The sequence below is a fragment of the Citrobacter sp. wls757 genome (assembly GCF_005280935.1).
GTDB classification, from domain to species: domain Bacteria; phylum Pseudomonadota; class Gammaproteobacteria; order Enterobacterales; family Enterobacteriaceae; genus Citrobacter; species Citrobacter portucalensis.
This window is the reverse complement of the sequence record NZ_SZWU01000060.1, coordinates 216011-224737: the sequence shown is the minus strand read 5'-3', so window position 1 is coordinate 224737 and position 8727 is coordinate 216011. Positions and strand designations below refer to the sequence as shown.

6 protein-coding genes are annotated in these 8727 nt (G+C 52.0%); 4 read left to right on the top strand and 2 right to left on the bottom strand.

What is annotated here, in order from left to right; all coding sequences use genetic code 11:
- Positions 1–13: 13 nt before the first annotated feature.
- Complete coding sequence (fumB, locus tag FDW94_RS15960) at positions 14–1660, bottom strand: class I fumarate hydratase (protein WP_008784695.1); 1647 nt, start codon at positions 1658–1660, stop codon at positions 14–16.
- Between the two features lie 262 nt (positions 1661–1922).
- Between fumB and manA the strand changes: the two genes are divergently transcribed.
- Positions 1923–3098, top strand: coding sequence for a mannose-6-phosphate isomerase (gene manA, locus FDW94_RS15955; RefSeq protein ID WP_100272507.1), 1176 nt, complete (start codon positions 1923–1925; stop codon positions 3096–3098).
- 106 nt (positions 3099–3204) lie between these two features.
- Positions 3205–4713, top strand: coding sequence for a YdgA family protein (locus FDW94_RS15950; protein WP_137377875.1), 1509 nt, complete (start codon positions 3205–3207; stop codon positions 4711–4713).
- Positions 4714–4760: 47 nt separating this feature from the next.
- On the opposite strand, the gene FDW94_RS15945 is transcribed toward FDW94_RS15950, so the two are convergent.
- Positions 4761–5789, bottom strand: a complete 1029-nt coding sequence (locus tag FDW94_RS15945; RefSeq protein ID WP_137377874.1) for a Mal regulon transcriptional regulator MalI — start codon at positions 5787–5789, stop codon at positions 4761–4763.
- 169 nt (positions 5790–5958) lie between these two features.
- Between FDW94_RS15945 and malX the strand changes: the two genes are divergently transcribed.
- A complete protein-coding gene (gene malX / locus FDW94_RS15940; protein ID WP_032943348.1) occupies positions 5959–7551 on the top strand; it encodes a maltose/glucose-specific PTS transporter subunit IIBC in 1593 nt (530 codons plus the stop codon).
- A 10-nt stretch (positions 7552–7561) separates the two neighbouring features.
- Positions 7562–8727: MalY/PatB family protein (locus FDW94_RS15935; RefSeq protein ID WP_137378029.1), on the top strand; the 1166-nt coding region annotated here is incomplete at its 3' end.

Genomic DNA, 8727 nt, shown 5'->3' with positions numbered 1-8727 from the left:
AGGGCGGCTGACGTTACTTAACGCAGCGTGCGCACTGCGACGTCTGAATTTGCTTGAAGAAATCGTTGCCTTTGTCATCTACCAGGATAAATGCCGGGAAATCTTCTACTTCAATTTTCCAGATGGCTTCCATCCCGAGTTCCGGGTATTCCACGCACTCCAGGCTCTTGATACTGCCCTGAGCCAGCACCGCGGCGGGGCCGCCAATACTGCCCAAATAGAAGCCGCCATGTTTATGGCAAGCATCGGTCACCTGCTGGCTGCGATTGCCTTTCGCCAGCATAATCATGCTCCCACCAGCGGCCTGAAGCTGGTCAACATACGAGTCCATACGTCCGGCAGTGGTTGGCCCCAGCGAACCAGAGGCATAGCCTTCCGGCGTTTTTGCCGGACCTGCGTAATAGATCGGGTGATCTTTAACATACTGCGGCAAACTTTCGCCGTTATCCAGACGTTCTTTCAGTTTCGCATGCGCAATATCACGGCCAACGATAATTGTACCGTTGAGCGACAGACGCGTGGAAACCGGATACTGGGAAAGCTGAGCCAGAATCTCTTTCATCGGACGATTGAGGTCAACGCGCACCGCTTCCCCCTCTCCCGCCTGGCGCAGTTCTTCCGGTATAAATTTCCCAGGATTATGCTCCAGTTTTTCGATCCAGATACCTTCGCGGTTGATCTTGGCTTTGATATTTCGATCGGCTGAGCAAGAAACACCCATACCAACCGGACACGACGCGCCGTGACGCGGCAGGCGGATCACGCGAATATCATGCGCGAAGTACTTCCCACCAAACTGCGCGCCAAGCCCCAAATTCTGCGCCTCAATCAGCAGCTCTTTTTCCAGCTCTACATCGCGGAATGCCTGACCATGTTCGTTACCTTCTGTCGGCAGTTCGTCGTAGTATTTTGCAGAAGCCAGTTTGACCGTTTTCAGTGTGGCTTCTGCCGATGTTCCACCGATTACGAACGCGATGTGATACGGCGGACAAGCCGCAGTGCCCAACGTACGCATTTTCTCAACCAGGTAATCTTTTAATTTGCCCGGTGTTAGCAGCGCTTTGGTTTCCTGGTACAGATAGGTTTTATTCGCCGAACCACCACCTTTGGCAATACACAGGAATTTGTATTCATCTCCGTCGACGGTATACAAATCGATTTGTGCTGGCAGGTTGGTACCGGTGTTCACCTCTTTATACATATCCAGCGCTGCGTTTTGTGAATAGCGCAGGTTGTCTTCGATGTAGGTGTTATAGACGCCTCGTGCCAGCGCCTCCTCATCACCCCCACCGGTCCAGACACGCTGACCTTTTTTACCCACGATAATCGCAGTTCCGGTGTCCTGACAGGTCGGCAAAATGCCTTTTGCCGCGATGTCAGAGTTACGCAGGAATTGCAGGGCCACATATTTGTCGTTTTCGCTGGCCTCCGGGTCGCGCAGAATATCAGCTACCTGCTGTTGATGTGCGGGACGCAGCATAAACGACGCATCATGAAAGGCCTGACGAGCCAGCAGGGTTAAGGCTTGCGGTGCAACTTTAACAATCTCCTGCCCTTCAAATTCGGCAACAGAGACATAGTCGCTGGTCAGCAGATAGTATTCGGTATCATCCTTTTTGAGGGGGAAAGGATGCTGATAATGAAAGGGTTTGTTTGACATTGTGCTCTCACTTACTGCTCGGTCTGGTTATTCTCTGGGCAGATGTTCCATTGCCCTGCTTCCCTGCCGCAGATCCGGTTGTAGAAGGAAGAGCTTTCTGCAACCGGAATTACTCAGGGTATTAAAAGCGAGTCACCATATCCTACACATTTTTTTAACAAAAACTGAGACAAGTACGACTTTTTACATGTGCAGGTTACTTCCCTCAGGGTTTCTTGGTTTAATAGCCGTAGAAAATTCAACATTGAAACAGGGCTTGATAATGCAAAAACTCATCAACTCAGTGCAGAACTACGCCTGGGGAAGTAAAACGGCGTTAACGGAACTCTATGGCATTGCCAACCCCACTCAGCAACCGATGGCTGAGTTGTGGATGGGCGCGCATCCGAAAAGCAGTTCGCAGGTTCTGGGCGCTGACGGTCAGACGGTTGCTCTGCGCGACGTTATCGAGCACGATAAATCCGCACTGCTAGGCGAAGCCGTAGCGCAACGTTTTGGTGAACTGCCCTTCCTGTTTAAAGTACTCTGCGCTGCTCAACCACTTTCGATTCAGGTTCATCCTAACAAGCACAATTCTGAAATTGGATTTGCCAAAGAAAACGCCGCGGGGATCCCGATGGATGCCGCCGAGCGCAACTACAAAGATCCTAACCACAAACCAGAACTGGTATTTGCTTTGACGCCTTTCCTGGCGATGAACGCATTCCGCGAGTTCTCTGACATTGTTGCATTGTTACAACCCGTTTCCGCCGCACATCCAGCTATTGCACATTTCCTGGAAGAACCGAGTGCGGAACGTCTGAGCTATCTTTTCGCCAGCTTGCTGAATATGCAGGATGAGGAGAAATCCCATGCGTTGGCGATCCTGAAATCAGCGCTGAACAGCCAGCAGGGTGAACCCTGGCAAACCATCCGTCTGATCGCCGACGTCTACCCGAACGACAGTGGGCTTTTCTCCCCGCTGCTGCTCAATGTGGTGAAACTCAATCCAGGCGAGGCTATGTTCTTATTTGCCGAAACTCCGCACGCTTACCTGCAAGGTGTGGCGCTTGAGGTGATGGCTAACTCGGACAACGTGCTGCGTGCCGGACTGACACCAAAATATATTGATATCCCGGAACTGGTCGCCAACGTGAAGTTTGTCGCCAAGCCAGCAAACCAGTTACTGACCACGCCGGTTGAATCTGATGGTGAACTGGACTTCCCAATCCCGGTTGACGATTTTGCGTTCTCCCTGCATGACCTTACTACCAATGGCGCAGATATCAGCCAGCAAAGTGCGGCCATTTTGTTCTGCATCGAGGGTGAAGCCGTGCTGAGCAAAGGCGAGCAACGTCTGGTTCTGCGACCGGGTGAATCGGCCTTTATTGGCGCGAATGAATCGCCGGTTAACATCAGTGGCGCAGGTCGTTTAGCCCGGGTTTATAACAAGCTATAGCAAGATACTGATATTTTTAACAACTCTTGCTAAGCTGTAGTGTGTTAAAGACATGTCACTCCTCCAGGCGTCTTCAAACGCCTGGTTTTATTTTATGGATATCGAAATGAAAAAATCGCTGGTAGCTGCGGGTGTGGTAGTTGCGCTGGGTATCGTCTGGACGGGCGGCGCCTGGTACACAGGTAAGAAACTTGAAACGCATCTCGCCGAGATGGTGACACAGGCAAACGATCAGTTAAAACGTTTCTCCCCTGAGGCGGGCATTGAACTGAGTTATCAAAACTACCAGCGCGGGGTGTTCAATAGCCAACTGCAATTGGTGGTGAAACCAATCGCCGGGCAGGCAGATTCCTGGCTAAAACCGGGGCAAAGTATCGTCCTGAATGAAACCGTCGATCACGGTCCATTCCCGCTGGCTCAGTTGAAATCACTGAATCTGGTCCCGGCTATGGCCTCCGTGAAAACGACTCTGGTCAATAACGACGTTACCAAACCGCTGTTTGATATTGCCAAAGGTGAGTCGCCATTTGTCATTAATTCCCGAATCGGCTACAGCGGCGATACCCGTTCCGATCTCTCCCTCAAACCACTGAACTATGAGAAAGGCGACGAAAAAGTAGCCTTCAGCGGCGGGGAATTCCAGTTTACAGCAGACAAAGAAGGTAACGCTGTCTCGCTGACAGGCAATGCGCAAAGCGGCGTGGTCAATGCGGTCAACGAGTATGACCAGAAAGTACAAATGACTTTCAATAACCTGAAAACTGAGGGTTCCAGCAGTATTGCCAGCTTTGGTGAGCGCATCGGCGACCAAAAATTGTCACTCGATAAACTGTCGATTTCCGTCGAAGGTAAAGAGTTGGCGGTACTGGAAGGCATGGGTATTGATGGCAAATCCGATCTGATCAACGAGGGTAAAACTGTCAACAGCCAGCTGGATTACACGCTGAACAGCCTGAAATTGCAGGGTCAGGATATGGGTAGCGGTAAACTGACGCTGAAAGTTGGCCAGATTGACGGTGAAGCATTACACCAGTTCAGTCAGCAGTATAGCGCCCAAACCAAGGCGCTGATGGCGCAGATTGATGTGGTACAAAATCCTGAGCTTTATCAGCAAAAAGTCACTGAAGCCTTCTTCAATGCGCTGCCGATTCTGATGAAAGGCGAGCCGGTTATCACCATTGCCCCGCTGAGCTGGAAAAATGCGAAAGGTGAAACCGCATTTAATCTGTCACTGCTGCTAAAAGATCCGACAGCAAATACTGAGGAACCACAAACGCTGGCTCAGGAAGTGGATCGTTCGGTCAAATCACTGGATGCTAAGCTGACGATTCCGGTTGATATGGCGACTGAGTTCATGACGCAGATTGCCAAAATTGAAGGCTATCAGCAGGAACAAGCGGCCGATCTGGCGAAACAACAGGTGAATGGCCTGGCGGCAATGGGTCAGATGTTCCGTATTACAACGATGCAGGACAACGTCATCGGCTCCAGCCTGCAATATGCAAACGGCCAGGTTACGTTAAACGGACAAAAAATGTCGCTGGATGAGTTTGTTGGTATGTTCGGTATGCCTTCTCTCGGCGAGCCGGATGTCCCGGCTATTCCGCAACAGTAAATACGCGTGACAACAGGCCCGATAACCGTGTGTTTATCGGGCCTTTTTTATTTTGCCACCACCAGCCGGGCGGAAAGCGTTAAGTTACGTGAATGACCATCATCGTGCCCAATGCGCTGTAGCATGCGCTCAGCAAGGGTATAACCCATTTCACGCGCGGGCGTGCAGGCCCAAATAATGGGGATATCGTCCAGTGCATTTTCCGCTACATCGGCAAATCCAGCTAACGAGATCTGCTGTTCGAAGTAGCGGTCTACGCCAATTTCACCACTCTGACGCCCTGCTCTCATCAGGCCAAACCAGGCGCCAACGGCTATGGTTTCGTTGTAGCACACCACTGCGCTGATCGTTGGGTTACGACGTAACAGCGCGGTCACCTCCTCTGCGGCCTGCTTTTGGCTGGATGAGCACTCCAGCACCCAGTCGCTATGAAACGGTAAACCATACTTTAGCAACGTCGTACAATAGCCGCCGACACGCTCTGCGCGGGTCAATGAAGAACTCTGCCCCCCCAACCACGCGATGCGCTGATGCCCATGGCGTATCAGATGTTCAACCAGCAATTGCGCTGCCTGCATGTTGTCAGGTCTGACGGTGTCAACGTCATCCAGGTAGCTGGCCCGAGACGCAAACACTACCGGAATCCCTTTCTCCGCGGCCAGTTGTTGTAGGTCGTCGCTACTGCCGGCAGCCCCGGCGATCACCACACCATCAACCCCTTGATTAAGCAGCATAGCGAAACGCTGTGCCAGCTGTTCGCCATCTCTGCCACCATGTAATAAAAAGACCATGCGCCCCTGCGCTTCTAAAGCTTCCGTCAGACCCGCCGTCAACTCGGCGTAAAACGGGGTGGAAAGGTCGCGCACGATCAAACCAATTACCCCGCTCTGCCCGCCACGCAGCGCTGATGCCTGGCGATTACGCACAAACCCCAGTTGCTCAATAGCGGCATTCACCCGTTCGCCGGTCGCGGATGAAATACGGCCTTTTCCACTGAGCACCAATGAGACGGTACTAACCGAAACGCCCGCGGCCAGCGCAACATCATGGATGGTTATTTTTTTGGCTATAGCCATAAAAACGGAAAACTCCCTGATAACGTGACGGATAAAACGTTTTATCAATCACATATATTTATACGCCCTATTATCGTTCGATAATGTGATTTATACCGCACTAAAATTAGGTAAAACGTTTTATCTTCTCGCCATCATTAGTCAGCTAGCTTTTACGAGGAGTCGTTTGATGACGACGAGAACCACACCAAAAATTACGTTATGGGAATTTTTCCAGCAGTTGGGCAAAACCTTTATGCTGCCCGTGGCTCTGCTCTCATTCTGCGGGATCATGTTAGGGATCGGCAGCTCGTTAAGTAGTCATGATGTCTTAACGCTGATTCCGGCATTGGGTAATCCGGTACTGCAGGCTATTTTTACCTGGATGAGCAAAGTAGGCTCATTTGCGTTTAGCTTCTTACCGGTGATGTTCTGTATTGCCATACCTCTCGGCCTGGCCCGCGAGAACAAAGGCGTAGCGGCATTTGCCGGTTTTGTTGGTTATGCGGTGATGAACCTTGCCGTCAACTTCTGGTTAACCGCGAAAGGTATCTTGCCTACCACGGATGCCACGATCCTGAAGGCTAACAACGTGCAGAATATCCTGGGGATCCAGTCGATCGACACCGGGATCCTCGGCGCTGTTATTGCCGGGATCATCGTCTGGATGCTGCATGAACGTTTCCACAACATTCGCCTGCCGGATGCACTGGCGTTCTTCGGCGGTACCCGCTTTGTACCAATTATCTCTTCGGTGGTGATGGGACTGGTCGGCCTGGTCATTCCCCTGGTTTGGCCGGTTTTCGCCATGGGCATTAACGGGCTCGGCCACATCATCAACAGCGCGGGCGAATTTGGTCCAATGCTGTTTGGTACCGGTGAACGTCTGCTGCTGCCGTTTGGTCTGCATCATATTCTGGTGGCGCTCATTCGCTTCACCGAAGCTGGCGGCACGCAGGAAGTCTGCGGTCACAGCGTGAGCGGCGCACTGACTATTTTCCAGGCTCAACTGAGCTGCCCAACGACACAAGGTTTCTCTGAAAGCGCAACCCGCTTCCTGTCGCAGGGTAAAATGCCGGCGTTCCTCGGTGGTTTGCCGGGGGCAGCGCTCGCTATGTACCACTGTGCTCGCCCTGAAAATCGTCATAAAATTAAAGGGCTGTTAATTTCTGGTCTCATTGCCTGCGTGATCGGCGGTACAACCGAACCCCTCGAGTTCTTATTCCTGTTCGTTGCCCCTGTTTTGTATGTAATCCACGCCCTGCTGACCGGTCTTGGTTTCACCGTGATGGCGGTGTTAGGCGTCACCATCGGCAACACGGACGGTAACCTGATTGACTTTGTTGTATTCGGCATCCTGCACGGACTCTCTACCAAGTGGTATCTGGTCCCTGTCGTGGCTGCGATCTGGTTCGCGGTGTACTACGTGATCTTCCGTTTCGCCATCACACGCTTCAATCTGAAGACCCCGGGTCGGGACGTCGAAATTGCCAGCAATATCGATAAAGTCATGGCGGGAGCACCGGGTAAATCCGGTTACAACGTCCCTGCCATTCTGGCGGCTCTGGGCGGTGCGGAAAACATTGTCAGCCTTGATAACTGCATTACCCGTCTGCGCTTGTCAGTGAAGGATATGTCGCTTGTGAACGTACAGGCACTGAAGGACAATCGCGCCATTGGCGTAGTGCAACTCAATCAGCATAATCTTCAGGTTGTTATTGGTCCGCAGGTCCAGTCAGTGAAAGATGAGATCGCAGTTCTGATGAACACCGTACAGGCTTAAGGACAACAATATGTTTGATTTTTCAAAGGTTGTGGACAGGCATGGTACCTGGTGTACTCAGTGGGATTACGTTGCCGACCGTTTTGGTTCAGCCGACCTTCTGCCGTTCACCATCTCCGATATGGATTTTGCCACCGCCCCCTGCATTCTGGAGGCGCTGACTCAGCGCCTGTCACATGGCGTGTTGGGTTACAGTCGCTGGAAAAATGATGAATTTCTGGCGGCGATTAGCCACTGGTTTCTATCGCGTCATAATACCCAAATCGATCCTCAGTCGCTGGTTTATGGCCCCTCGGTCATCTATATGGTATCGGAGCTAATCCGCCAGTGGTCTTCTGCGGGTGATGCGGTGGTTATTCATACGCCGGCTTACGACGCGTTTTACAAAGCGATTGAAGGTAATCAGCGCCAGGTATGCGCTGTCGGACTTGAAAAACGCGCTGACGGCTGGTTTTGCGACATGGTTGCACTAGAGAAAGCCCTGTCCCGGCCTGAAAGCAAAATTCTCCTGCTTTGCAGCCCGCACAACCCAACCGGTAAGGTGTGGACGCGCGATGAACTGGAAACCATGGCGGAGCTGTGTCAGCGCCACGGTGTAAAAGTCATCTCTGATGAGATCCATATGGATATGGTATGGGCAGACCAGCCACACATCCCGTGGAGTAACGTCGCGCGCGACAGTTGGGCACTGTTCACTTCCGGTTCAAAGAGCTTCAATATTCCGGCATTAACCGGGGCTTACGGGATTATTGAGGATGAGCAGAGTCGCAACGATTACCTCAGTGCGTTAAAGGGTCGGGATGGTCTTTCCTCACCTGCAGTGCTCGCGCTTAGCGCACATATCGCAGCCTACCAACAGGGCGCTAGCTGGCTTGATGCGCTGCGGGATTATCTTGCCAGTAACCTGGATTACATCGCGCACGAGCTGAATAACGCATTCCCCGAACTGAACTGGCAGGTTCCGCAATCCACCTATCTGGCATGGATTGACTTGCGTCCACTCAACCTTGATGACCACGCACTGCAGGAAGCACTCATCCATCAGCAGAAAGTCGCCATCATGCCCGGATACACATACGGAGAAGAAGGACGCGGTTTTGTGCGCCTCAATGCCGGATGTCCACGTTCCAAACTTGAAAAAGGCGTTAAGGGGTTGATTAACGCCATCCGCACAAT